Source organism: Wolbachia endosymbiont of Tuta absoluta (assembly GCF_059414725.1).
In genome coordinates, this window is the sequence record NZ_JBNRJY010000136.1 from 1 (window position 1) to 1,285 (window position 1,285).

Below are 1,285 nucleotides of genomic sequence, written 5' to 3' on the forward strand. Positions count from 1 at the left end.
GATCAATACCAACATTACCAACACGAACTTGTAACCGATTTGGGTTTATCTAATCGGACAATTTTGCAGGTGTGTAACTTATTAGCAAAAAGACACCTGCATATCAATAAGTACCTACGTTGTTTTATTTTACGATGTTAGTGATTATGAACTACTATGAGGAGGGATGAAATCATATGACAAAAAAAAATATGTAAGTGGATGGATGCAGAAGGTGTATAAGGCCTAAAAAGTTTATATGGATTGTACAAAATATGAAGCAAAAGGGTGAAAATGAAGGTTTGACGGTTGATAGAGATGAATAAAAGAAAACATGTTACGAAATAAATAAGCATAAGGGCAGGCAAACCACCCGCTAGGTGGAAGGACGACCTAGTGACCATTACTGGCAAACAGTGGATGCGGGAGGAACAGGACCGGCGCAGATGTCGAGAAAAAGAAGAGGCCTATACTCAGCAGTGGGTAGATGTGGGCTGATATGACGATGATGATGATGAAGGGCAGGCAGATGATAAGTGATTATAAATAGGTTTTCTTGATCAAACAAAAGCAGTCACAGCGTGGTGGCCAAGGAGATACAAATATATTTATTTTGCATCACATCTTAGGCACAACAATCAATAAATTCAGTACAAATATACACTATGAGGAGATCAGAAAGGTATGCTTGCAGAACATGACCAAGTCGGCGGGATCTCAATGAATGAGTTTAAAACAGCACCGGGAACTCTGGCGCAATAGAAAATATGCCTATGCTCAGCAGAGGGTGGATATGTGCTGATGATGATGATGATCAAACCGAAATTAGACTAAGTATCATCATTTAACTCTCTGTAGTAAGTATACTGAAAGCACATCATCTTTCTTAACGCAAACGTGCGGAACTCAATCTCGACCGCAGAATGTGGAACACAAGGAAGCGTTTGAATGTTGACCTTCCTTGCTTCCTTACTTACATGTATACAGGCATTGCAAAAACTAACTGCTAAGCGTCATTTAAACTGCAAATAACATATTAAATTTGATTAAATTGCAAATAAAACTGATCGATCTCAAGCAACTCCTTTACATTTGGGTATTAAAGTAGGTAACGAAAATATAGTAAAAGCTCTATTAGCAGCACAAGGTATAGATGTTAATTTGCAAAATCAATCTCAAGAAACTTCTTTACATTTGGCTATTGAAAAAGGTAACGAAAATATAGTAAAAGCTCTATTAGCAGTAAAAGGTATAAAGGTTAATTTGCAAGATAACGATGAAAAAACTCCTTTACATTTGGCTATTG

Annotated in this window: 1 protein-coding gene; it reads left to right on the plus strand. The window is 37.0% G+C overall.

The window, feature by feature from the left end; translation table 11 throughout:
* Window positions 1–1,071: 1,071 nt before the first annotated feature.
* Window positions 1,072–1,285, plus strand: a 214-nt coding sequence (locus ACJ5GX_RS01380) for an ankyrin repeat domain-containing protein (protein WP_495292613.1), incomplete at its 3' end; no start/stop codon positions are given.